Origin of the sequence: Paenibacillus xylanexedens, from assembly GCF_017874615.1 — a bacterium.
Lineage (GTDB): Bacteria > Bacillota > Bacilli > Paenibacillales > Paenibacillaceae > Paenibacillus > Paenibacillus xylanexedens.
The window spans coordinates 395,638-417,580 of the sequence record NZ_JAGIKV010000002.1 but is presented as its reverse complement, the minus strand read 5'-3'; the positions used below and the strand labels follow the sequence as shown (position 1 = coordinate 417,580).

General features: G+C 39.2%; 27 protein-coding genes. 21 read left to right on the top strand and 6 right to left on the bottom strand.

Annotation, left to right across the window (positions count from 1 at the left end; genetic code table 11):
* The first annotated feature begins 32 nt into the window (after positions 1-32).
* The 3 genes from J2Z28_RS04330 (at position 33) to J2Z28_RS04320 (ending at position 1,940) form a co-directional block, all read left to right on the top strand.
* Positions 33-482 carry a DUF6933 domain-containing protein gene (locus J2Z28_RS04330; protein ID WP_211081326.1) on the top strand — a complete coding sequence of 150 codons (450 nt, stop codon included), beginning with the start codon at positions 33-35 and terminating at the stop codon, positions 480-482.
* A gap of 105 nt (positions 483-587) precedes the next feature.
* Positions 588-845 carry a hypothetical protein gene (locus J2Z28_RS04325; protein WP_211081325.1) on the top strand — a complete coding sequence of 86 codons (258 nt, stop codon included), beginning with the start codon at positions 588-590 and terminating at the stop codon, positions 843-845.
* Positions 846-1,364: 519 nt separating this feature from the next.
* The gene (locus J2Z28_RS04320; protein ID WP_211081324.1) at positions 1,365-1,940 is read left to right on the top strand and encodes a histidine phosphatase family protein; all 576 of its coding nucleotides are present in this window, start codon (positions 1,365-1,367) and stop codon (positions 1,938-1,940) included.
* 251 nt (positions 1,941-2,191) lie between these two features.
* Here J2Z28_RS04320 and J2Z28_RS04315 read toward each other — a convergent pair whose 3' ends face one another.
* The 3 genes from J2Z28_RS04315 to J2Z28_RS31740 all read right to left on the bottom strand — a co-directional run bounded on the left by J2Z28_RS04315 (position 2,192) and on the right by J2Z28_RS31740 (position 4,014).
* Complete coding sequence (locus J2Z28_RS04315) at positions 2,192-2,689, bottom strand: SMI1/KNR4 family protein (protein WP_211081323.1); 498 nt, start codon at positions 2,687-2,689, stop codon at positions 2,192-2,194.
* Between the two features lie 65 nt (positions 2,690-2,754).
* A complete protein-coding gene (locus J2Z28_RS04310; RefSeq protein WP_211081322.1) occupies positions 2,755-3,708 on the bottom strand; it encodes a hypothetical protein in 954 nt (317 codons plus the stop codon).
* A 111-nt stretch (positions 3,709-3,819) separates the two neighbouring features.
* Positions 3,820-4,014: an NUDIX domain-containing protein gene (locus J2Z28_RS31740; protein ID WP_425325409.1), complete on the bottom strand. Its 195-nt coding sequence runs from the start codon at positions 4,012-4,014 to the stop codon at positions 3,820-3,822.
* 258 nt (positions 4,015-4,272) lie between these two features.
* Here J2Z28_RS31740 and J2Z28_RS04300 point away from each other — a divergent pair, with 258 nt between their 5' ends.
* The 3 genes from J2Z28_RS04300 (at position 4,273) to J2Z28_RS04290 (ending at position 5,848) form a co-directional block, all read left to right on the top strand.
* On the top strand, positions 4,273-4,812 hold the full coding sequence (locus tag J2Z28_RS04300) for a hypothetical protein (protein WP_211081320.1): 540 nt from the start codon (positions 4,273-4,275) through the stop codon (positions 4,810-4,812).
* 71 nt (positions 4,813-4,883) lie between these two features.
* Positions 4,884-5,192, top strand: coding sequence for a DUF3969 family protein (locus J2Z28_RS04295; protein WP_211081319.1), 309 nt, complete (start codon positions 4,884-4,886; stop codon positions 5,190-5,192).
* Positions 5,193-5,257: 65 nt separating this feature from the next.
* On the top strand, positions 5,258-5,848 hold the full coding sequence (locus J2Z28_RS04290) for a chloramphenicol phosphotransferase CPT family protein (protein WP_211081318.1): 591 nt from the start codon (positions 5,258-5,260) through the stop codon (positions 5,846-5,848).
* 37 nt (positions 5,849-5,885) lie between these two features.
* On the opposite strand, the gene J2Z28_RS04285 is transcribed toward J2Z28_RS04290, so the two are convergent.
* Complete coding sequence (locus J2Z28_RS04285; protein ID WP_211081317.1) at positions 5,886-6,257, bottom strand: hypothetical protein; 372 nt, start codon at positions 6,255-6,257, stop codon at positions 5,886-5,888.
* Positions 6,258-6,417: 160 nt separating this feature from the next.
* On the opposite strand from J2Z28_RS04285, the gene J2Z28_RS04280 reads away from it, so the two are divergent.
* From J2Z28_RS04280 to J2Z28_RS04265, 4 genes are all read left to right on the top strand, one after another.
* The gene (locus J2Z28_RS04280) at positions 6,418-6,711 is read left to right on the top strand and encodes a hypothetical protein (protein ID WP_211081316.1); all 294 of its coding nucleotides are present in this window, start codon (positions 6,418-6,420) and stop codon (positions 6,709-6,711) included.
* A 136-nt stretch (positions 6,712-6,847) separates the two neighbouring features.
* Positions 6,848-7,888, top strand: coding sequence for an ABC transporter substrate-binding protein (locus J2Z28_RS04275; protein WP_211081315.1), 1,041 nt, complete (start codon positions 6,848-6,850; stop codon positions 7,886-7,888).
* Position 7,889: 1 nt separating this feature from the next.
* A complete protein-coding gene (locus tag J2Z28_RS04270) occupies positions 7,890-8,666 on the top strand; it encodes an IucA/IucC family C-terminal-domain containing protein (RefSeq protein WP_211081314.1) in 777 nt (258 codons plus the stop codon).
* 45 nt (positions 8,667-8,711) lie between these two features.
* Positions 8,712-10,433 (top strand): helix-turn-helix domain-containing protein, encoded by a 1,722-nt coding sequence (locus tag J2Z28_RS04265; RefSeq protein WP_211081313.1) that lies wholly within the window; start codon positions 8,712-8,714, stop codon positions 10,431-10,433.
* Positions 10,434-10,688: 255 nt separating this feature from the next.
* Here the strand turns inward: J2Z28_RS04265 and J2Z28_RS04260 are convergent, their stop codons facing one another.
* Positions 10,689-11,009, bottom strand: coding sequence for a hypothetical protein (locus J2Z28_RS04260; protein WP_211081312.1), 321 nt, complete (start codon positions 11,007-11,009; stop codon positions 10,689-10,691).
* A 103-nt stretch (positions 11,010-11,112) separates the two neighbouring features.
* Here J2Z28_RS04260 and J2Z28_RS04255 point away from each other — a divergent pair, with 103 nt between their 5' ends.
* The 9 genes from J2Z28_RS04255 to J2Z28_RS04215 all read left to right on the top strand — a co-directional run bounded on the left by J2Z28_RS04255 (position 11,113) and on the right by J2Z28_RS04215 (position 18,593).
* Entirely contained in the window at positions 11,113-12,501 is a 1,389-nt protein-coding gene (locus tag J2Z28_RS04255; protein ID WP_211081311.1) for a Tle-like phospholipase domain-containing protein, read from the top strand.
* A 1-nt stretch (position 12,502) separates the two neighbouring features.
* Positions 12,503-12,808, top strand: a complete 306-nt coding sequence (locus tag J2Z28_RS04250; RefSeq protein ID WP_211081310.1) for a WXG100 family type VII secretion target — start codon at positions 12,503-12,505, stop codon at positions 12,806-12,808.
* Positions 12,809-13,216: 408 nt separating this feature from the next.
* Positions 13,217-13,822, top strand: a complete 606-nt coding sequence (locus J2Z28_RS04245; RefSeq protein ID WP_211081309.1) for an oxidoreductase — start codon at positions 13,217-13,219, stop codon at positions 13,820-13,822.
* A gap of 144 nt (positions 13,823-13,966) precedes the next feature.
* Positions 13,967-14,488 carry a GNAT family N-acetyltransferase gene (locus tag J2Z28_RS04240; RefSeq protein WP_211081308.1) on the top strand — a complete coding sequence of 174 codons (522 nt, stop codon included), beginning with the start codon at positions 13,967-13,969 and terminating at the stop codon, positions 14,486-14,488.
* 185 nt (positions 14,489-14,673) lie between these two features.
* Positions 14,674-15,153 carry a hypothetical protein gene (locus tag J2Z28_RS04235; protein ID WP_211081307.1) on the top strand — a complete coding sequence of 160 codons (480 nt, stop codon included), beginning with the start codon at positions 14,674-14,676 and terminating at the stop codon, positions 15,151-15,153.
* Positions 15,154-15,248: 95 nt separating this feature from the next.
* Positions 15,249-15,479, top strand: a complete 231-nt coding sequence (locus tag J2Z28_RS04230) for a hypothetical protein (RefSeq protein ID WP_211081306.1) — start codon at positions 15,249-15,251, stop codon at positions 15,477-15,479.
* An 82-nt stretch (positions 15,480-15,561) separates the two neighbouring features.
* Positions 15,562-16,197: a P-loop NTPase family protein gene (locus tag J2Z28_RS04225; protein ID WP_211081305.1), complete on the top strand. Its 636-nt coding sequence runs from the start codon at positions 15,562-15,564 to the stop codon at positions 16,195-16,197.
* A gap of 104 nt (positions 16,198-16,301) precedes the next feature.
* Positions 16,302-16,676, top strand: coding sequence for a hypothetical protein (locus tag J2Z28_RS04220; protein ID WP_211081304.1), 375 nt, complete (start codon positions 16,302-16,304; stop codon positions 16,674-16,676).
* A gap of 111 nt (positions 16,677-16,787) precedes the next feature.
* Positions 16,788-18,593 carry a serine hydrolase domain-containing protein gene (locus J2Z28_RS04215; RefSeq protein WP_211081303.1) on the top strand — a complete coding sequence of 602 codons (1,806 nt, stop codon included), beginning with the start codon at positions 16,788-16,790 and terminating at the stop codon, positions 18,591-18,593.
* Between the two features lie 195 nt (positions 18,594-18,788).
* Here the strand turns inward: J2Z28_RS04215 and J2Z28_RS04210 are convergent, their stop codons facing one another.
* A complete protein-coding gene (locus J2Z28_RS04210) occupies positions 18,789-19,169 on the bottom strand; it encodes a hypothetical protein (protein ID WP_211081302.1) in 381 nt (126 codons plus the stop codon).
* A 341-nt stretch (positions 19,170-19,510) separates the two neighbouring features.
* Here J2Z28_RS04210 and J2Z28_RS04205 point away from each other — a divergent pair, with 341 nt between their 5' ends.
* Together J2Z28_RS04205 and J2Z28_RS04200 are read left to right on the top strand one after the other, a co-directional pair.
* Entirely contained in the window at positions 19,511-20,593 is a 1,083-nt protein-coding gene (locus J2Z28_RS04205) for a GTP pyrophosphokinase (protein WP_211081301.1), read from the top strand.
* 283 nt (positions 20,594-20,876) lie between these two features.
* The gene (locus J2Z28_RS04200; RefSeq protein ID WP_211081300.1) at positions 20,877-21,776 is read left to right on the top strand and encodes a hypothetical protein; all 900 of its coding nucleotides are present in this window, start codon (positions 20,877-20,879) and stop codon (positions 21,774-21,776) included.
* Positions 21,777-21,943: the final 167 nt, after the last annotated feature.

Genomic DNA, 21,943 nt, shown 5'->3' with positions numbered 1-21,943 from the left:
TATAATCAGCTAAATGAACAGGGGAGCCGTGCATGATTATTTTCAAAGCAACCCAACTTACATTAAAAGATATGAATGTCAAACCGGAAACCATCAAAGACAGCGATACCTTTTTTAGTTGGCATGTAAACTTCTTCACGTTGTATGGCAGGAAACACTATGTGTTTATGAATGATTTGTCCAGATTAAGCTTGACGGTCAATGGGATTAGAACGAATCAGGCGAATAAACTGGCAGGAATCTTTAAAAAGAATTTAGAGGACTATTTGGCTATTGAGAAACTTCCTGACCATCTGGTGAACTATTATACAGAAAAATGTAACGAGAGCACGATCACCAAAACGGATAGTCGAAGTGTTATAAGTACCATGAATGAAATCATGCTTGTGATGAAGACGCTTGAAGTTGAAGATAATGATTTTCGTGATAAAGATGAACGGCACATGTGGAATAATAGATCCGTACAAACCCATCCACTATAAAGAACCCATTGAGGTATTTGTTAAAGAGCTTCAAGCAAGGTTTGAAATGGAGAGTTAGAGAAGCTACTCCCTGTTATATTAAAGATTCCACAGGAGGCAGAACACATGAAGTGGCAAGAAGTTAGAGAACTGTTCCCTGACCAGTTTGTTTTGGTTTCTATTATTCATTATCATGAGGAAGACAACAAAAAAATAGTAGATGAAGTTGCACCAATTCGTACCGTATCCGAACAAGATGCGAATAAAGAGTTTTTTCAAGTAGAGCCTGGTAACATCGTGTATCATACTTCGAATCAAGACATTATGATTCACCTCCGCAGAGATCCATTAATGAGAGTGAGACGTCATACGAATGAAAATTAACTATGATGTTGAGTCAATTACAACGTCACTTACTGATATGTTTTGAGGCAGAATATTAAGAATAGATGATGTAATTATAGATAAAGGATTTTCACCGGATGCTTCTATACAATCTACATAAACGAGGTAACCCTTCAAACGATTTTCATAAATATCATCTGGCTATTCATTTGGAAGGTGGGCTCCTTCTTACTCTTCGTTGCGCATCGTTTTTAATGTTCAACCTACTTTATGTGATTCTAGCTGTGGCGTATCTTACCCTGCTGATTTACAAACTGAGGAAGAGCAATTACAGCAAAAAGCAAAAGGTGATATACATCATGTCTGGCATCTCTGCTGCTATACTGGCTGCTTTTATTGTCGGATGGAATTTGTATGTTTAGAGTGTTGAAGATATGTCCTAATCCCAAACCTGTTTATAAGTTGGTGTGCTGCATTGATCGGTACCGGTACTTGGTTGAGTGAAGTAATGATAGTTGTAAATTTCGATTACACACTTTGCTATTCAAGGAGGGTCCTATGAAGACCATCGTTTATATGGTAAGGCATGCGGAGTCACCGTATACGGAAAGAACGGAAAGAACGGAAAGAACGAGGGGGCTTACTCTGGAGGGCAAGATGAATGCAGAACGAATAACGGAAATATTAACGTATGAAGGAATACATTGCATCGTCTCAAGTCCTTATGCCAGGGCTATTCTAACCTTAGAGGGTGTGGCAGCAGCGTTAGGAATAGATATTCAGATCATGGAGGATCTTCGGGAAAGACATTTTTCAGATGATATGATTACGGATGAAGAGTTCGAGCCTGCTTCAAAGAAGATGTTTGATGACCCTGATTATGCATTGCCAGGAGGCGAGTCGAACACAGTTTGCCAGAATAGAGCAGTGGGCGTGTTGAAACAGATTTTAGAAGTATACAAGGGTAAAAGAGTGGCGATTGGCACACACGGACATGTAATGACGTTGATGATGAACTACTTTGATTCGAGTTACGGATTGGATTTTATGAATCAAACCAAGAAACCGGACATTTATCGATTACAATTTGACGAGATGGAATTAGAGAACGTAACAAGGCTATGGAGCGAATAGGGTGAAAGTGAATAGGCGAGAACGCTTGTTCATAATTTTGGTTACAGGTAAAGTATAGATATAATTGAACTTTAGAGGGGGGACTCCAATGACATTACAAAACTTGTTTCATGAAAAACCAACGAAACTATGGAATGAGAGAATGATTGAAGGCGGAGATGAGCTTTTCACAGAAGAGAGATTACTCATGTCTGATCAAGCCCTGGATACATATTTGCACCAATTAAAGAAACGAAAGATTATTTCTTATTTTAACAACGTTCCGTTTTCCAGTACCAGAACTTTGATCCTTGAGATAAAATAAAACGCTCTAACCATGTCTCAAAGTTGCTGTGGAAATCGCCTGAGTATTCTACAGGATTTGAACTTTCGCACAGGAGTAAGTATTCTTGATCCTGAGCACTCCAGCGGTCTAAGTCAATTAGAATTCGATCATCAAGGATGTTCGCTATGACAATTCTTCTGTCTGAAGCTTCATTATAATGTATGACATCTTGTACGGAATATAGAAAGTTTTCCCCACCATACTCAAGATGTTCAAACAAGGATGCTCCATTGCTTTCACGTAAGAAACTTATGTAATCTGAAGGTAGCGGAGTAGAAAAATAATCGGAAAGCTCTTTAATTTTATCTTCAGTAGCACTTGGCTTAAATTTGTTAACAATAGTCGTTTTTCCAACAGAAGTAAGTATTTCAATCCGACCATCATTCTGATCAGACATTTCTTTGAATGCTTTAATTACTGTCATTTACATCGCTCCTTCTTAAGAAAAACTGGCTTTACAGGTATTATCCTATAAGCCAGTTTATCACATTAATACCCTACGAACCAGGGACTAACAATTGACTCGTGAACTCTTGCAGGAATAGGAATAATATTATTAAATGCATTAGTACCACCAAGATTACGTGGTCTTACATGGTGTGTATGTGTCACATTTCCACTCCAGTTCCATCCGTTATTTGGAAATTTCTCGCTATACTCTTTAATATATTTATAGCGATCATCAGAAGTCCAAGCAACTGAAGTTGTTCTTGCCCAATCTGCTCTTGCTGGCTCTTCCATAGTTTTGTTAGAGTAAGGATCATAGTGGAATGGATAAACAGTTGCGTTTTTGTTGGTCAAAATTTGCCTGGTTTGTGAGCTATCTGTTCCCATACTAATGCCAAGAGCACTTTTCATATTTAATTTAACTTCACCAAAGTAATACCCTGTTTGAGATATTTTTTTGGTACAAACAACCGTTTTTCCTTCTTTCACATTCAAAATTCCTTGCACTGATGCAGTACATCCCCCAACGCTTGTTCCGGTTGTTCCGCGCTGGATCCCCCGAAAGAGAGTGTAGGTAAGATCAATTCTATTGGGCTTAGAACCTATAAAGCCGTTTATGCGAAATGTAATATTTGCTTCAGCTGCACCATCAATTGGGGTCAGCAAGACACTATAGGCTACAGCACCTTGCGCCATAGGTGATATTGTATCAAGTGATTCAATGGTTTCGTTTGGTTCGAGCATTCGAGTGGACTGTGCTCCTGTAACCTTGTCATAGCTTAGTAAGTATTGTACTTCTTCAATTTCATTTGGGTTTTTATCAGTAACATTGGTGAGAACAGTTGGTTCTACAAAAGCGACTTCATTGTTCCCTTGTACGTCTAACACCACAACTTCATCGTTTAGATCCTGATCTGCATTAACGGATAGAGGGAATAGAGTTATGACTAGTGTGGCAGCGAAAAGACTTAATAAATAATTTTTGATCTTTTTCATGTAATTATGGCTCCTTCATTCAATTTAAACTAACAAATAGAGTGTGTTCACACCTACTTTTGATATATTGTAGTATATTTTACCATAATAAAATGAAAATCTATAGATAAACTATTTTATTTTACAGATGGTACCTCTACTACGATGTAAAATAATGAATTTTTTCATTTGTGAATCCCGAAGATGTAAAAGCTTCTCCAATTGGCTCAATTTTCTTTGAGTGTAGCCTATCTCTTCTCTTAATTCACGTACCATAGCTTGCATTCGAGTTTCACCTTCATCAATAGAACCATATTCACAATCCAATGATCCAACTCTAAATTCGCTTACGATTATTGGATAGCTTACTACTTGCAATGGCCCCGCTATCAAGATCTACAGTAGGCGGAAGAATGCCTGCATCCTTACTTGGAGCTATACCGTTTTGGCTATAATCTTCATTGGACTCAAAATAAACTATTCATCGGCAGGCGATAAAGGGGTTGGAAACTAGCAGTCAAACAATCATTAATCAACAAGAAGACAAGGAAAAGAAGAACTCAACAAGGAGAAGGAGTTATCGGTATGAAAATAGAACCTAATAAAGAGTTTGCTTGTAAAACGGGTATTATGCTCGATAGTAAATTAATCTGGTACAAACACTTTCATCCTTTTTGTGATGATATTATCCTTGAGTACACTAACCCGCCGTACTGGATCATAGAATTAGCCACGGTGCGTTATCAAGGCAGCGCTATTGAAATCGTTAACAAATACATTCACTCAGAACCTTGTATTACTTACTACAATAGTAAACTTTTCGATCAATACATTGCTTGTTTGTACATAAAGTACGACAGAAGAGAAATATCCTGGGCCAGCTTTCTGCTGGAGTCTGGCCAGTATGCTGACAGTTGTGAAGCTGTGAAAGAGCCTTGTGAATACTTTTTTGAATTATTGAATGAATATGAAGCCGAAGAATTCAACATTGAGCTTGAGCATAAACAAAGAGAAGAGATACGGGGTAAGTTTCGGGGCGAAATCCATGAAATGCAGGAGCTCTATGATGTGTTTAGGAAGTATTTCAAACAATATATTATGAAGGAAAGAGAAGCATCAAAATAAAATTTGCATTATGATTTCGTTGAAAAAGTGATTCATCGGACACGTAATTTTGAACCGAAAGAAACAAAGGGGTGAAAAACATAACATTTAAAATAGAAATCACTGACAAGGAGGAAATAGAAACCTTTTATTCGATTTTGGCATGGGATCAAGCGGAAGAACGATTATTCAGCCCACATACATTAACGAAAATAGAAAATCTAAACTTTCACTCAACCCTCATTGAAATTACAAGTCAAAGCATGATGGAAATGAGTTTGCTTCAGCGATTGAATGCGAAACATTATGAAAAATCACTAGACGAAATAGAAAAGTTTTTGAAAATGTTCTTAAAAGAACACAAAATTAGCGAAGCAACTTGGAAGCATGGGATCAAATGAGTTGAAATTTTTATTGTTATGTGATCTGAATTGCAGCAATAATTTTATAGATAAGGGTGATAGATATGGAACGAGGACTCATTATATTTTTGAACGGAACGTCAAGTTCGGGGAAGACAAGCATTGCGATGGAAATGAAAAATCAGGGAGATATTCCGTTTCATCATCTATCTGTAGATCAATTTCTGCATAATTATGATCAGTTTATCGACAATACATATCCAGATATGAAACCAACAAGAGAAGTGGAACACCATGTCATGACAGATATCCTGTTCGACCCCATCAATTCGATGTACTGTGCAACCATTAAGCTGTTTTCGGAAATGGGTTTGAATGTCATCGTGGATACAGTCATCAGCAATGACAAGTGGTTTAACGGTTTTTATGAGTTACTATCGGATTATCCGATATTGTTTGTAGGCGTGCAGTGCTCGAAAGAGGAACTCACCAGAAGAGAGCAGAGCAGGGGAGATCGCGAGATTGGACTTGCTCATTCCCAGTTCGACTACATCTACTCTTATGATGAATATGATCTGGAAGTGAATACGGAAGAGCTTAGTTCAGCTGCATGCGCGGAAAAGATATTAAGTTATATGAAGTCTGATCAGGAATACTCGGCATTTAAGAAATCAAGCAGAAGAGACCGAAGTTGATTGTGTCAGATCATATGATATCTATTTCAAATGAAAGTTAGGGATTCGACCAAATCTTTTTCTTAGAGTTGCCAGGACCTAATAAGTAGATTTCATCAACACTCCCATAAGTATTAGAGAATGAAATTGTGAAGTCTTTACTACCACCGATAGGAAGTTTACTGCCTTTAATCTGAATGAAAAGTGAATTGTTATGATGTGAGAGGTAGTAGCCGTGATATCTGCTAATACTGTCTGCAAATCCACCTGTTATAGTAATAAGCTCAGGAGAAACTTCAGTTCTCGTAACCATTGTCTCGTCAGGATCGACAACCTTGTTCAACATATAAAATCCAATGATAATAGAAACAACGACAATAATAACTGCGCTAATAATAATGCTAAACTTCATGTTTGGTCGCATACTCATGATTCACCTCATAATTAGATGATATGAATCGATGTCTCAATACTCATTGGGCATCGATTTATTGTATTTAATCAGAACAGAATTCTACGTTTAGAAATATTAGGCTCATTTAAATAATATACTAATTCATTTTTTTTGTAGAGATAGGTGGAGGTCACCGATGGAAATTAACGCTAAGAATCCGGAAGAACATATCCAACAAATGTTACAGGCAATCATTGAAAAAACACAATCCATTATCAACGATAGTCATAAACAATCCTTTGGCTCTTTGGAATATTTCTTGGAGCACATTATAGCGTATCGGGATGAACAACAATACATGTCTAACGAGTGGCATATCCGCACACCGCGCTGGCTAGGGGAGTATGGAAATACGCCGGAGGAAGAAGAGCTTCTTTCAGACATTTACCGACTGCAAGCATATATCACTGAAACATTAAAGGGCGGATAAGCGGCTTACGATGTCGCATTAGTCCGGCTCAAATGTCGCAAAAGTACATGGTAACGCAATGCAGAGATCGTTTATACTCTCTTTATGTTTCGATAATGAAAATCATTATCAGTATTATACATAAGGGGGATTCATCATGAATCAAGGAACAAAGAAGCAGGCTGCCGGAAGCAAGGCATATGCTGCTCACAAATCACGATTATTCATGGGCTTGATGTTAGCCCTTATTCTTGTCCTGACGGCTTGCGGTGCCGGAACAGGTACAGATAGCGGTAAACAATCTGCGGCAACGCCAGCGGAGACACCTGCGAATGCAGAAACACAGACAGATGGAGCTTTTCCCGTAACGATCCCACACATGAAGGGTGAGCTGACGCTAAACGAAAAACCACAGAGAATTGCAGTCCTTGATGTTAAATTTCTGGATCAGATGTTAGCGGTTGGTGAGAAGCCGGCTGGTAGTGTTATTGCTGGAGGCAACACCGATTTTCCAGAGTACTTAGGCGATCAGCCGAGTGACGTACAGGTTCTGGGTACACGGGACGAGCCTAATCTGGAAGCGATTGTAGCGTTGGACCCGGATCTGATTATCATGACGGACTTCCAGGAGAAACAGTATGAGAGTGTAAGCAAAATTGCACCTACCCTGGTACTCGACTTCTACGAAGACTGGCGTGATACGTTAGCAACGGTCGCTAAGATTACAGACAAGCAGGACGAAGCGGAGAAAGTGCGCACAGCCTATGAGGAGAAAGTTGCTGGTCTGAAGGCACAGCTGACAGAGAAAATGGGAGATGAGACAGTCGCTCTAATTCGTCCGCGTAAAGAAGGTATCCGTGTCCATGGCATCGAGCATCGTACAGGCGGCATTTTGTATAATGATTTGGGCTTGAATATGCCTGAGCTCGTTAAAGAGATCAAGGATGATACCTCTGTTGAAATCTCCATGGAAAAGGTTCCTGACATTGGGGCAGATCGTTATTTTGTGCTGTCGGATGAGCTGTTTGCTGCAGAGGCAGAGGCTATGGTGAGTAATCCAGTGTGGAAGTCCCTTGATGCTGTGAAAAATAACCGCACGTATGCCGTAAACTCAACACTTTGGATTGCATACTACGGACCGCTTGCCATCAATCTTATCGTAGATCAGGCATCGGAAGCCCTGCTCGGATCGAACTAATATGAACCTATATCTCTCGACAAACTTATGGAAAGAGACGGTAGAGGATCATTCAATTTTGCTCGGTGAGCCGCCTGAACATAGTGTCCGTACCATTGCTCTAAGTGAGTTGCATGACGAAGAGGCGTGTCGAGAGTATATCAGCTGGTTTCAGAACTATATCGATGCGCCTGATATGAAGGTTGCTGCTTCCATGTTAGCCAAACGACTTGGTTATCTGTGGACGACTCCGCTCGTGACCGCGATGACGTTTCATCATCAGCATGTTACCTTTCAGCTGGAAAACAGCTTTCTCTATCATCCGGCGCTCTCAGATCATGAGGGCGGCACACGATTTCCTTTTCTAGCGGTGAATGGACTTCAGGCTGAAGGACTAACGGGAGACAGGGCAGTGTGGCGGGAAAAGGTGGTCGAGGAGATGTTTGCAGTACAGCTTACACCCCTGTTAAAGACGCTTGCTGCGATTGCGCCTCTTTCGATGAGTATTCTCTGGGAGAATATCATGGTACGTATCGGCCGACTATTCGCTCCTGATGAAGCCGAGACTGAGCAGGAAAGTAAGATCATTCGAGAGGACTTTTCATATCTGACGCAGGTGGCATCCGGGCAAGTGTTCGGTGTAAGAAAGAATCCGTTGACGCGCTTCACCGATTGTAAGGACAATGTGCATGTTGCCAAAAGCGAGCGAATTACCTGCTGTTTCTATTACCAGATGTCAGGCGAATATTGTCTCAAATGTCCGAAAATTGACAATGAGAAAGAATCTCAATTACAATGACAACAGCAAGAATTCTACCTTTGCTATTGTCAGGAGATGAGAGAAATGCCGCTGCAAGAACAGACAAGTCTATGGAGTGATACAACGATCAAGATGCTTGACGGGGATAGCGGTACTTTGCAGACAGGCAGTGTTTTACACGAAACGGATTTAACTTCAAGTGTGCTGCTGCTGGCATATGGAGGGGAAGGGGAGCTTGCAATGGATGGCGAGGGTTGCCACATTGGAGCTTCTTTTGCCTGTCATGTGGTGAAGGGATCATCCTTTACGCTGACGGCCAGATCAGAGGACATTCATTATATTGTCATTATGTACAAGGCTTCTTCCATAGAGGGTGCCTCTCTTGTTGTACCTTCATATCGCAAGCATCCGCTGCGCAGGTCATTTGTTCAAAACTCGGCAACCCATGCGGAATGGATCGAAAACGCGGAAAAAATCGTTGTCAAATGGCGACGCGGTGAAGGGTTGGAACGTTTCTATGCGAACGCTTTGCTCCAAGGAATGATCTACGAGCTGATCATGGAGTATGAACGTGGTCAAGGGGGAGCGGAGTCCGACATGGTGGATGTAGTCGCTTCTTATATCACATCGCATTATCGTCAAAACTTGGAGCTAAAAGAGCTGGCAGCCCTGGCAGGCTGTAGTGTAAGACAGCTGCAGCGCCGCTTCAAACAAGAGAAGCAGCTTGGACCGATGGAATACGTCATTCAGCTGCGTATGGAAAGTGCTTCACGCATGCTGCGTCATACGGATGCGTCCATCGGTGAAATTGCGGACAAAATGGGCTATCGCGATATGTATTACTTCAGTAGGGCATTTAAAAAATATCATGGTGTCCCACCGCTACATTACCGGCATGCTGCCGCTTCGAGAAGAGATGCAGACTATGCGAATGCTTTGCTGCAAAATCGTACAGCTTCTTCTTTTGAATCAGCCGAAGGCCCGGTCATCTGCCATATACGCGGGGAGTACACCGTCACCGAAATACCACAGCGTATCGCTGTTCTCGATGTGCAATATGCTGATCATTTGCTTGCATTGGGCTTGTCACCGGTAGGAAGTGTCGGACTAGGAAGTACCGCGTTAACGTTCCCTCAATCACTCCGGGCAGGACTCCAGCATACAGCATTACTTGGTACGTATGAATACCCCGATCTTCCGGCGGTAGAGCGACTTGCGCCGGATCTGATTATTTGCACCGAGGTGCATGATCAGCATCATGAATGGTTAAGCCAGATCGCTCCAGTACTCATGTTCAAGCGTAACGAAAACTGGCAGACGATTCTAAGTCTGTTCGGTGAACTGACAGGCAAGCGAGCAGAGGCCAAGCAGATTATTGCGGATTATCACCGTCGAACGTCTTTGCTGTCTGAGGAACTGGCACCGGTGTTGGCAGGAAAAAGCGTGGCATTGATTCGTCCACTGGATTCCCTCGTGCGCGTCCATTCTGCTGCTCATCGCACAGGCGCTGTGCTGTACCGGGATCTGGGTCTGCCCGTTCCGCTGTTTGTGGTAGATTCCTCCGATACGGCCTATCATATCTCCGTTGAGAGATTACCTGCAGTACAAGCTAGCCACTACTTTTTGCTGAGTAATGAGCTTATGCAGGATGGGATATCTGCGACAGAGACGAGGGTTTTGGGAATGCTGGATGGGGGTGAGCAACAGTGTGTACATTCTGTTGATGCTGCAACATGGATCGGCTGTTATGGGCCGACAGGAGTTAATGGGATAGTGGATCAGATTGAACAGGCGTTGTTGGGATGAGAGGGAGTTCTGATGTGACTCCCTCTATTTCTGTATATTCAGAATTCATCGAATTAGTGGAGAACTTCTTCAAACAGAGGTGTATCTTAACTTAAGAACACAATCATTCTATTATGTAGGTCGCATTTGTTTCTTCATTTTATTGTTGCGGAGAACGTTGACAGAAGTAATTGACGAAAGATACAATCCATATATTCCCTATAGTTTCAAAAGCGTTTATATCGATTGATCGTTTTAAAAATATACTTCAACTCTCTATTTGGAATTTGGTTTCTTGGATATTCCTTCAGGAAGCGATAGTGTCTCGACACTTAATGGATCGTAATTTACCAGAACAAATACCTTCTTTTTCTTATCGCCTTCAATGTAGCCATGGAGGCCTAACGAATTGGATAGATCGGGAGGAGAGAATTTATACTCTTTAAAACGAACGGTTACACCGTATTTTTCGAGAATATAATTTGCAGCGAACTTCTCGGCGGAGGACACAATCATCTTTTCTTCTTCGGAGGCACATGCTCCAAGCAAGAGTGATGAGATGATTAAGATTACAAACAAGAAGATAGGTTTTCTCAAAAGGGACACCTCTACTTTTATAGAATGGTATTAATATACTATAAAGATTGAATTATCACTAGTTTACATAATCATATCGGAATGTTCAATTCAGGAGGTATTTATGCGGAACGATTACATAAGCGACGAGTTGTATCAGAAAATATCTAACCTTGCCTACCAGGACAACGTTTCTGCCGGAGCACCACTTAAAGATGAGGGAGATTATGCACAATGGAAGGTTATTGAACCTGAAGGTGCCGAGCTCCACAATAAAGTGTCGGGTTTCGATTCCGTCATCCTCCACAACAATCAGACGAATCAGATTGTCATCGGTTACCGCGGAACAGAGCCAGGTGGGAGCTGGCTTGGGAGAGCAGCCGATTACGAAACAGACGTGTTCGATGTTTTAGGTGGACGCACCAGAGAACTGGAGGATGCCGTAACTGACCCTAATCATCATAACATTTTCAAGAAAAGCTTTATTCAATCCATTAAGGATGATATCAATTGGGAGAACAATCAATTTCATCAGGCGGAAGTGCTTTATGAACAAGTCAAAGCAAAATATCCTGACGCAAGTATCTCTCTTACGGGACATTCGCTTGGAGGTGGTTTAGCGCAATATGTGGCAGCGCGACAGGATTTGTCGGCCATGACATACAGTGCTCCGAGTGTAACCAATCTGCTAGACGATGCAAGCTTGGCGAAAGTGAACGAAGGTTACTATGATAAAAAAGTGGTAAACATCGTTCAGCCAAACGATTCAGTAGGTGCAGGAGGACTTTTTGAATATGACAGACATGTTGGCAGCACGTACTACAAAGGCCAGGATTTTGACTCGGCCAATGCGATGTACCAAAACTGGAGGCTGCAATTCCAGCTCATGGTGCCTATTAGTCCAATGGGGCCCAGTGGCCCGTTAGTAACATACAATTTCCCAATTGATATCGATCTAGACAAGTTTCAGGTCGGTAATATTGTTCGATTGATGGACTCGTTTTCCAAAAAAGAAGGCAAAGGATATCACTCGATGAACCAGTATCAGTTTGATGAACAGGGAAACTTGGTCGGTCCACTTATCGATCGCGCCACGGGGAAACAAATTGACATCTCACCACGCTGGAATGCTTATCAGGAATCACGGATGGCTTTGTCAAACCTCGTTGGCGGGTTGGTGGCTCCCTTGATTGCGGCTGTATCCAATGGAAAGTCAGGTCAAGGTGGTGGGACAATCCGACTAACGCCGGAGGAATTGGCACAGGCAGCCAAGGAAATGCGCCTTAGTCTGAGCGGGTTTTCCAATGATGCACAAGCTTCCATCCGAATGTTCGAGGCTTATACTTCCACAAGTGAAAGCCATTCCTTCACGTCAATCGCTTACGAAGCTGCGGCGACACTGGAACGAATTAACCGTTGGTATCAGGAATCCATCAGCGAGATTGCTGAGTACATTGAACGCAAGCACGAAGATTTCGTTCAAGCAGACCAGTTCTTAACGGGAGGTAATTGACATGGGAAGAATATCGGTATCTTTATCCGATCTGAGAAGAGCCGTTCATCAATGTGAGCAGTTACAGGAGAGCTTAGTGCAGCAGGAGCAGAAGATGCGTTCAATACATAGTAGACTGGAGCAAGATTGGGCAGGAAATGCTGCCACAACGCTAGGATTCAAAATGCAATCTTTCCTGAACGGGACATCCAGTCGAATGGATGAATTGGAGGCGCATAAAGAAGCATTGCGACGATACATTCACAGAATGGAGGAAGCTGACCGTGAGGACTTCAGAGACCGGAGGGAGCACAGCATGCTGAGCTGAGATATTCGAACAGTGGTATGCAGATTCTGCAGCAACAAAGATCGGCACAGGGTTGTAATGTAGAAAGCCTGAATATCAATCCACGAAGTTATGACATTCAGATGATGTGGCGAAGCGATACGCTCTACCTTTTTTAAAGTTGATATGTTTCAAAAACATCGGAAGGTCGTCGGATTCCCTATGGGATGAAGAAGGACCTTTTTGTTTTATTACTATAACGAAAGGTTCCACTGCATACTCGCGTCCTGTACAACCCTGCATATATTCAGCGTATTCAAAGCCCATTGGATCGATTGGATAAGGGTTTGAGAAAACTAATAAATCTCCCTTATTCGCCAATTTCCTTTCGTAAATGTAACAATATGGGTTATCATATACGTAGTTCAGGCATTATTAGGAGGGGATTCAATGAAAAAAAATATAGCAATAATCATACTAATGGTTGGATTGGTAATAAGCATGTACTTCAACTATCAGTTCAAAGCGTACAAAGATAATCAAGAAGTTGAATACACGGTTAAACTAAATCATGGAACTCAAATGGGTATAAAAGAATCCATCTTTAATTTAGATAATGTGATAAAAAGCTTAGAGGACGGCTCTTCGAAGGAAACAGTCATACATGCCTTAGGAAATGTGGCGGTATCTTTGAAAGTTGGTGAAGAATCATTCGTCTTTCTGAAATCCGACTTCAGGGAAGATCAATTATCATCAACTTATTTAATCTATAGTGTGTTTAGAGATATGTATACGTATATAAGAGTAGAAATCATAGACCAAATTTTATCGAATAAGATATCGCTAGAAAAAGAATCGAGAAATCAACTGATTAAGGATATTGGAGTGCTTAAACAAGATTTGGAATATATCGATAGTCAATTTAACGAGGATATTCTAAAAGAACAAAGTCCTAAGTGGATTGAAAATAGATGGAAAGAGTTAATTGGAGAGATTGTAAATAGAAATACGGATTATAAATTATATGAAAGAATGAAAACGAAATACAATTTATAATGAGTTCGTGAGAGACTATGGATATAGGCGGATAACCCCGCACCAACTAACTGTGCTCATGCAGCCGCACCCTTTCGGGTGCTTTTAAGCCGGTGGTGGGTTAGCATCTACGAAACGACATCAAACCATAAGGAGGCTAATTACATGATTAGATTGTGTAAAAGCATGGATACGGATGTAATGTATCAGATTATTAATGATGCAGCAAAGGCATACAAAGGAGTAATTCCTGACGATAGGTATCATGAGCCTTATATGACATTGGAAGAGCTAAAGTGCGAAATGAACGATGGTGTAGTATTTTGGGGATTTGAAGAAAAAAATCTATTATTAGGAGTTATGGGAATTCAAGATAAGGGTGATGTATGCTTAATTAGACACGCATATGTACGAACAAACCAACGGAATAGCGGAATAGGTACCAAGCTTTTATCTCATATGGTGGCTTTAACAAATAAACCGATCTTAATAGGGACATGGGACTCAGCTGAATGGGCTAAGAAATTTTACTTAAAGAATGGTTTTAAACTGGTATCACCTGATGAGAAGAAAAAGCTATTAAATACCTATTGGAATGTTCCAGAAAGACAAATTGAGACCTCTGTAGTCTTATGCGATAGCAAGAGGCCACTTGACAAAATTTCAGAATATACAAGTTCAGATTAAGTTAGAAGTGGTTTCGTATAATATCATATTCCCGCTTAATAAATCAAAATTTGAAAAGAGGTTTTTTCCTAAAACCCCTATAATTGAAAGCAAACAACTAGACAATACCTATTTAAAAGGACTTAGGAAATATCCACGGATTAGATTAGCGATTGCACTTGAACTTGCAAATAGGGATCTTCAAGATGAAGAGAAAAATTAAAGGAGTTTCCAAATTGAAGAATCAAAAGCGTTCAATGATTTTAATATTTCTTTTAATAATAGTAGCTCTAAGTGGTTGTATTTCAAGCAGTGTAAAGACGGATGAAACTGTTGAGAATGGGTTGAACATAAACTTGATATCAATTGGACTGGGAGGGAGCGAAGAAGATGAAGGTATAACAGTCGTAACATATCATTTCAATCTATGGAATAGAACCAATAAATCAATAATCCTAAAAACAGTTGAACCGATTATAAGTAAGGAGATTCAGGAGCGATTAATTGATAGAGACATTAAATTGGACATAAATAAGAAAGTTGATGGTAATACTTCGGAAGCACTGACAGGTACTTTTAAATTAGATACAAAAGGGCTTGATAAAGAAGGAATAATCAAGTTAAACATTAATGTTAAAGAATTTAATATAGCAATTGAACAAGTCATAGGAATAAACGAACCTTAAGGCTCATCAATATCGGATAACAAAGTGTTTATGATGTGGGAGGCTTCCGTTTTGCTGTAATTAGTGGTGTTTCCTTAAAGGAGGATTTTAAAATAATGAGAAAACGGCATTCTATTGATAAAGCGGAGTGGTCAGAAACAAGAGAGACCCATTATCACAAAGACTGCAAGGATATTGTATTTGCATTTGGCGATGGACTCATTGAAGTGGATGGCACGATTTATTTGAAAAGAAAAGAAGTCCTAATTAAGGTAATAAAACCTCTTAAACGAAAAACATTTTGGTATGAAACATGGCTAAAGATTAAAGAAATCTACAATACATAGTCTAATATAAATTCAACATGATCGCTTAAGAGCCAGTGAAGGTTGATTAATCATTTGGTGAGTAATATTTGGAGGTAATTGAATGACGATAATTTGTCTCGAAGGTGCCAGTTCTGTAGGTAAAAGTACCACTTGTCAGCAGTTCGCTACACAATATGATGCATTTATTGTTCCAGAAACAGGGTTCCTTTGTGAAGCTCCTCAACTTGAAGGTAAGGAACTTATGATGTGGTTGCTGGAGAGACAAATCGATAGATGGCATATAGCATATGAGAAGAATCAACAACATGAGTATGTGATTTTGGATGGCGATGTATTTAAGATTTGGTACAGCTGGATATATGGTTCTGAGCACCTATCTTTAGATGAAACAGCGAACTTTTTTAGAGAGAAGTTATTGAAGAATGAAATATCATTACCGGATGCTTATGTACTATTCTGGGCTGAAGAAGATGAGCTGCGCAAGCGAAAGGAGATGGATCAGACAAGATCCAGAAGAAATTTTGATAAACATCTGTGCATGATTGAACCTCAAATGAGGTACTTCCATTACCTTAATGAACTGGTACCAGGATATGTAGGGATTCATAAAGCAGAGACTGTAGAAGAGAATATACATCATATTGTAAAGCATTGCGAAACGTTACCGGACATAAAAAAACGAGAGAGCGAGATCTTTGATAGAGTAATTGATTTCTATAAAAGTACTACTCCTTAATCTTAGTGTGATTTTAATAACAGATCCTAAAGCTACTCTAGCTGTGTCTTGGATAACATACCAAATACTGCGATCAAAGGAAAAAGGAATATGTGAGGTGAGTTATGGGCGTAAGAAAAAAATATAAACGTAAAATCGTTCGCTCTAATCGATTATTTTATTGGTATGTTGAACCGGATATTGACGATGAAGGAATAATCAAATTACATATCGTTTCTGAGGATAAGAAGTTAATCGTCACTTATGAAGTGGGACAACACAGTATTAAGAAGAATCCCCCATATATAGTCATCATCGGAGAAGAATTCGAAGGCTGGACGTTAGAATATATAGGATACAGAAGAGTACTAACACCGAAATGGAGCGATGAGACCATCACGCCAAAATTGATAGGAAAAATTATTGATTGGTGCCTGTTGAAAGACAAAGAAATAAACATCGTTAATTGGAAAGGTGAACTTCTCCGACCTATCTCTTAAATGGAGTGTAATTGCATTTGAAAATAATTTAGAGTCACGTGGACTCTTTTGAAAACGCATACTCGAAAACAAGAGATGTAATTGCCATTTAATATAAAAGGAGAGAAGCTAATGCAGATGAATCGTGGATATCACACGGTTAACAAAGTAATCGCTTGTGTTCTGTCATTCATATTTATCATTATGGCAATAGCGGTACCTGCCCACGCTGAAGAAAAACAGGTTGAGACTACACCATCCAGAATTCCTTTATCCAAGTTAGAGGAAACGATTGATGCTTATGTTGCCTCGTATGAGAAGTACACCGCTGCCGTTTCGGTTGTGGCTATCAAAGATGGTGAAACCATTGTGAATAAGGCATATGGTTACGCAGATATTGAGAATCAGCGAAAGGCGGATACCTCTACTGTTTTTGAATGGGCTTCCATCTCGAAACTGTTGGTCTATACAAGTGTGATGCAGCTTGTCGAACAAGGAAAGCTTGATTTGGAGACGGATATCCAGGAATATCTGCCAGAGGGATTTTTCAAAAAGCTGAAACATGATGATCCAATTACCCTAATGAACCTGATGCATCACAATGCGGGTTGGGAAGATCAAACAGCGGCCGAGGTGTTTTATTACTCCGAGGATGAAACGTTAGAATTGGGAGAAACGTTGCGTAAATATGAGCCAAAACAGATCTATAAACGGAATAGCATAGTGGGTTATTCGAACTATGGCGTTGGTCTAGCCGATTACATCGTGGAAGAGATAAGTGGCCAACCTTTTTATGAGTATGTCAATCAACATATATTTAAACCGCTTCATATGAACGACACTTCAATTCATCCAACGGGGCAAGATCATCCAGACCTAGTACATAGAAGAAATGAGATTGAAGGGTATACAAAAGATTTGAAACTGATCCCTGAGAACAGAGTATACGTAACGATTTATCCTACAGGGGCAGCGATTGGGACAGCAGAAGATTTAGGCAAATTCCTTGCAGCGTTGATGCCTGTAGATGATAGCCATGTATTATTTAAGGACAGGGATACGTTGAACGAAATGTTGTCAACAAGTCTATATTATGAGGGGACTTCTACTCCGCGATTTGCGCATGGGTTCGTTGAGATGGAATACTGGGTGCCTACACTGATGCACGAGGGGAATTTGAAAGGATTCTCTAGTAAACTTGTCTTTGATCCCGAATCTAAATTTGGGATGGTTGTCATGACAAACCAGTCTTTTGAGGAAATTTATTATTATGGACTTACTAAAGAGATTTTCGGTGATAACGTCAATTCTAATAGAGTTACTTCTGAGGGGGGAGGATATTTTCAATCCGCACGACGGGCGGCCTCTAGATTTACTAATTTATTTACAGCCCTTGATATAAGGAAATTCACAAAAGCTGATTTAGCAAAGTCTTATAATGTTGTCGAGAATAATGGGGTTATTGAGAAAACTTCCGTCACTCCTTACATTGATTACTTGCCAGTATCGAATCTAAAGGTGAACTTGATTAAAATATCTTTTATTCCTGTTTTGCTTGCCGCCATTTTCAGTTTATGTGCTTTAATTGGCTATCTAATCTTGATGCTTCTTAACAAACTAAATAAACGAGGAAATCTTACCACCAATTTTAATAAATATCATCTTGCCATTAATTTTGCAGGTGTGGCACTCTTTCTTAATCTTTTCATCATGCAAACGAAGTTGAGGTTTCCAAATTATCCTGCTTATTCTTCGTTACGGATCAATTTAATGTTTAACCTACTTTATGTAGTTCTAGCAGTGGCGTATCTTGGCTTGCTTATTTACAAACTGCGGAAGAGTAGTTACAGCAAAAAGAAAAAGGTGATGTACATCATGTCTGGCATCTCGGCTTTTATCTTGGCTGCTTTTATTGTGGGATGGAATTTGTATGTTTAGAGTGGCAAACGCTGAATGTAGATATTTCAAACATTACAATGGCTCGTGGATGACTTCTATAGATAAGTGAAATATTAAGTGGGGTCAATTAAAAGGAGTAAAGGCAGCAGTTCCTTATTGGGGACTGCTGCCTTTGTGTGAGTACGCCCTTTGGCGACTTATGCCTCTGTATATTAAAGGGGTATCAAAATCATCCTACTTTTTGTCTCTCAAAATAAATATTTTAATGGAACTGTAAATGACCACTAGAATATTCAATAATAACAGACCTATATATCCATCCGTTAACTTTGTTCGTTCAATCCACTTGTTCACTAACTCTCCAGAGAGAGCTTGTTTTCCTAAATATTTATCTATATCATTTTGATTTATTTCATCCCTATATATAAGTGGAAACTCCATGCTGTTGGAAGAAGCAGCTAGCGGCGGATAGAAATCTACCCATTTCTGACCTGCCCATCGATCATACTTATAATGAAAGTCTGCGCTGGACTCAAGATTGTCCCACCTGAGAAAACCCAATAATATTAGAATACAAAGTGTGACAACGCTAAATAATAACATCTTGTTATTCAAATAAACACCATCCTTATGTTGTACTACTAACAGTACCGTTGCATGAAACAACTTCATCATTCGTTATATTTTATCAGCATTTTCCGTTATATGGAAGTGGATTGTTTCAATCCGAATGAAATGAGCGTATTCAAAGCCCATTGGATCGTATGGACATGAGTGAATGAAAGAAAACTGATAAATATCCCTTATTCGCCAATTTTTTCTTCGCAAATACCACAGCATAGGTTATCATATACCTAATTCAGATATCAGGCGGGGTGTGTGGTATTTACGAAGTACATAAATTAGATGTTAGACGCAATACCGTAGGAAGTTCATATTAAATGGGAGGTTCATTAATGGAGAATAGCGAGAAAAATATAGATGAGATTATTAAATGGTATGTGAATGTAAGGCCTACATACAAAAACCTTGCAAGCAAGGTTGAGTCAATCATAAGAGAAGTTTTAAATAGCTCAGGAATTTCATATTATACAGTTTCAAGCCGAGCAAAAGACATTGAGAGCTTTTCAAAAAAGGCCAGTAAAGAAAAATATAAAAATCCCAAAAATGAAATTAAAGATATGGCTGGAATAAGAATTATTACATTTGTTAAAAGTGAGGTTTTACAATGTTGCGATATAATTAAACCATTGTTTGATATTGACCCTGATCATAGTGTAGATAAAACAAAGGAACTTGGAAATGATAAGGTAGGCTATAGATCTATCCATTATGTAGCCAAGCTAACAGACGAAAGACTTGGATTGCCCGAATATAGCGTATTTAAAGAATTAACTTTTGAAATACAAGTTAGAACTATACTTGAGCATGCTTGGGCAGATATCTCGCACGATAGAAATTATAAGTTTATTGGTAATTTACCTACGGAAAATGATATTCAAAGAAGGTTCTCTTTAGCAGCGGCTACTTTAGAATTAGTTGATAGAGAATTTGATAACTTAGCAAAGGAAATAAATATTTATGATAAAGAAGTTAAGAATAAAGTAGAAAATGATGATTTGAATGTATCAATCAATACTACGTCTTTAAGAAATTATCTGAATAATAAATTCAGATCACTTATTGACAAAAATATATTAGAACGCACCTTCAATAAAGGAAGTAAAAGGATAGTTAATGAATTGAAATTATATGGAATATATACGTTAGCGGATATAGATAGAATAATAGGAGACGACATAAATAAATATGTAGAGAAGCCAACAAACTACTTGGGTTTATTAAGATACATTATGATTATTAACGACATAAACTTGTACTTTGAGAAAGCCTGGAGAAAATCTTGGACAGGAATAGATCGGAAAGAGATTAATTACTTATCTTCATTAGGTGTAGACATAGAGGCAATTATGGATAAATTCGAATTGCATGTTGCCGAGAATGACTTTGATTATGATGAAGATGATATCTTTGAATAAGAGTTTTTTTAGAAGACTAAAAGTAAATAAAGGAGTAACTTGATTAACCAAGGAAGTCGGTACGGCGTCTAACATAATATTCACGCATCGGGCATACGCCCTCGGTCCGGCAGAAGCATTCTAGGGAAGCAAAGGCTGCCGGACACACTTGGCATACGCCAAGCGTCGTGAATACGGGAACGTTATAGGAAATTAGCGAAAGCAAATATAAAAGTCCAATTACTGAACTTCAAAGCGGTATTTTTAATGATTTATAGTTGAATTTATTGGAGGTTTGAAAGAAATGCAGTTAATTAAAGTTATTGTTTCAAGTGACATGACTTATATGCCGGAAGGCGATGATGGAAAAAGTATTAATCGCAAAGAAATATTGAAGATACAGTATTTTATTACCGAGATTTCTGTCACAGAAGAATTGCTCCAACAATTAGAAATTGATGTTATAAGATGTAAAGGAGATTGGCTTCAAACAAGTTATAATATCCATGGAAGTTACATAGAATTTGATATTAATTTTTTGCAATTTACTGTTGGATTTGAAGATATAGACAACCATGAAGATTTTCTTGATGGCTATCAGTCAACTTTGACATGCATTAATCAATGCTTTAAAGACCATTTTAAATTAGTTAAATATGAAACAATAAGAATCGAAGGATCTGAAATTAAAGCTATAGAAGATAATAATGAAAATGAGGATGTTGATCTTCTCAATATTACGATTATTGAAGCTGATTTGAGTGAACATCCTATTATAGAGGAATTGGACGATCAAAAATTAGCTTACGAAATAATTAATAAGAGAGCAACTCTGAGTAATACCGGCGCAAGCTCGTTTTCTTTAGCAGCTCTTATTATGGTTATTGGTAAAGCTACAGGTGGTGCTATAGGTACGGTTGCAGGCAAGAAATTACTCAAAGAAATTATTGAAAAGTATAAAGGTAAAGACAACTTGATTGAAATTGATGATATGAAAATTAAGCTAGGAAAAGTGAAAAGGGACATATCTTCAATGCTCGATGTTCCTGTTACTATTATCGATTTTTATTCAATTACTTCTTATGGGGATTCTGTTGCTATATCTTTTGTATGTAGGAAGGGGTTAGAGCTAACTTTAATTACTGCCAATTGTAATACAAGAGGCGAAATTAGCTATTTAAATATTGAAAAGCCTATACTGTAGTGATTATTATATTGAGCATTTCATAGAAGCTGCTGACATCCTATAACATAATATTCACGCTGAGGGCTTACGCCCTAGGTCCGGCATACGCCGGACACCCGACATGAGTCGGGTCGAGATTACAGAAACGTTATACGCAATCCCTAAAGAATAAAGATAATATCAAA

What these genes read in the sequence shown, in the direction of transcription:
- J2Z28_RS04205 (WP_211081301.1), top strand. Translation starts at nt 19,511, where the DNA reads ATGGAGAATAGCGAGAAAAATATAGATGAGATTATTAAATGGTATGTG.
- J2Z28_RS04265 (WP_211081313.1), top strand. Translation starts at nt 8,712, where the DNA reads ATGCCGCTGCAAGAACAGACAAGTCTATGGAGTGATACAACGATCAAG.
- J2Z28_RS04285 (WP_211081317.1), bottom strand. Translation starts at nt 6,257, where the DNA reads ATGAGTATGCGACCAAACATGAAGTTTAGCATTATTATTAGCGCAGTT.
- J2Z28_RS04300 (WP_211081320.1), top strand. Translation starts at nt 4,273, where the DNA reads ATGAAAATAGAACCTAATAAAGAGTTTGCTTGTAAAACGGGTATTATG.
- J2Z28_RS04280 (WP_211081316.1), top strand. Translation starts at nt 6,418, where the DNA reads ATGGAAATTAACGCTAAGAATCCGGAAGAACATATCCAACAAATGTTA.
- J2Z28_RS04220 (WP_211081304.1), top strand. Translation starts at nt 16,302, where the DNA reads ATGGGCGTAAGAAAAAAATATAAACGTAAAATCGTTCGCTCTAATCGA.
- J2Z28_RS04330 (WP_211081326.1), top strand. Translation starts at nt 33, where the DNA reads ATGATTATTTTCAAAGCAACCCAACTTACATTAAAAGATATGAATGTC.
- J2Z28_RS04320 (WP_211081324.1), top strand. Translation starts at nt 1,365, where the DNA reads ATGAAGACCATCGTTTATATGGTAAGGCATGCGGAGTCACCGTATACG.
- J2Z28_RS04275 (WP_211081315.1), top strand. Translation starts at nt 6,848, where the DNA reads ATGAATCAAGGAACAAAGAAGCAGGCTGCCGGAAGCAAGGCATATGCT.
- J2Z28_RS04255 (WP_211081311.1), top strand. Translation starts at nt 11,113, where the DNA reads ATGCGGAACGATTACATAAGCGACGAGTTGTATCAGAAAATATCTAAC.
- J2Z28_RS04315 (WP_211081323.1), bottom strand. Translation starts at nt 2,689, where the DNA reads ATGACAGTAATTAAAGCATTCAAAGAAATGTCTGATCAGAATGATGGT.
- J2Z28_RS04200 (WP_211081300.1), top strand. Translation starts at nt 20,877, where the DNA reads ATGCAGTTAATTAAAGTTATTGTTTCAAGTGACATGACTTATATGCCG.
- J2Z28_RS04325 (WP_211081325.1), top strand. Translation starts at nt 588, where the DNA reads ATGAAGTGGCAAGAAGTTAGAGAACTGTTCCCTGACCAGTTTGTTTTG.
- J2Z28_RS04290 (WP_211081318.1), top strand. Translation starts at nt 5,258, where the DNA reads ATGGAACGAGGACTCATTATATTTTTGAACGGAACGTCAAGTTCGGGG.
- J2Z28_RS04225 (WP_211081305.1), top strand. Translation starts at nt 15,562, where the DNA reads ATGACGATAATTTGTCTCGAAGGTGCCAGTTCTGTAGGTAAAAGTACC.
- J2Z28_RS04310 (WP_211081322.1), bottom strand. Translation starts at nt 3,708, where the DNA reads ATGAAAAAGATCAAAAATTATTTATTAAGTCTTTTCGCTGCCACACTA.
- J2Z28_RS04245 (WP_211081309.1), top strand. Translation starts at nt 13,217, where the DNA reads ATGAAAAAAAATATAGCAATAATCATACTAATGGTTGGATTGGTAATA.
- J2Z28_RS04240 (WP_211081308.1), top strand. Translation starts at nt 13,967, where the DNA reads ATGATTAGATTGTGTAAAAGCATGGATACGGATGTAATGTATCAGATT.
- J2Z28_RS04270 (WP_211081314.1), top strand. Translation starts at nt 7,890, where the DNA reads ATGAACCTATATCTCTCGACAAACTTATGGAAAGAGACGGTAGAGGAT.
- J2Z28_RS04235 (WP_211081307.1), top strand. Translation starts at nt 14,674, where the DNA reads ATGAAGAGAAAAATTAAAGGAGTTTCCAAATTGAAGAATCAAAAGCGT.
- J2Z28_RS04215 (WP_211081303.1), top strand. Translation starts at nt 16,788, where the DNA reads ATGCAGATGAATCGTGGATATCACACGGTTAACAAAGTAATCGCTTGT.
- J2Z28_RS04230 (WP_211081306.1), top strand. Translation starts at nt 15,249, where the DNA reads ATGAGAAAACGGCATTCTATTGATAAAGCGGAGTGGTCAGAAACAAGA.
- J2Z28_RS04250 (WP_211081310.1), top strand. Translation starts at nt 12,503, where the DNA reads ATGGGAAGAATATCGGTATCTTTATCCGATCTGAGAAGAGCCGTTCAT.